The 240-nt window shown below is 61.7% G+C and carries 1 protein-coding gene; it reads left to right on the top strand.

Features of this window, described 5'->3' with window-relative positions; all coding sequences use genetic code 11:
* Positions 1 to 218, top strand: a 218-nt coding sequence (locus tag MFF64_RS37300) for a hypothetical protein (RefSeq protein ID WP_238194114.1), incomplete at its 5' end; no start/stop codon positions are given.
* Between the last annotated feature and the right edge of the window lie 22 nt (positions 219 to 240).

A 240-nucleotide genomic window follows, 5' to 3' on the forward strand; every position in this document is an offset into this window, starting at 1 on the left:
ACGGCACCTGGGTAGAGGGCTCCCAGGATGGAGTGTGGAGTTGGTGGTGGGCGAAGACCTACGACAGCAACGGCAGCCGGGGTGTAGAGGTGGGCGGCACATGGAAACTGGTGCCGACCTGTGACGCCAGCAAGAAGGTAACCCGTCTGCGGGGACACCACAGTTACGACACCCAGTACAACACCGTTGTGTCGCAGCAAAAGTTCACGCGGGTCTGACTCGTGGCAGGGACCCACATGC

The organism is Methylobacterium frigidaeris (assembly GCF_022179185.1).
GTDB lineage: Bacteria > Pseudomonadota > Alphaproteobacteria > Rhizobiales > Beijerinckiaceae > Methylobacterium > Methylobacterium frigidaeris.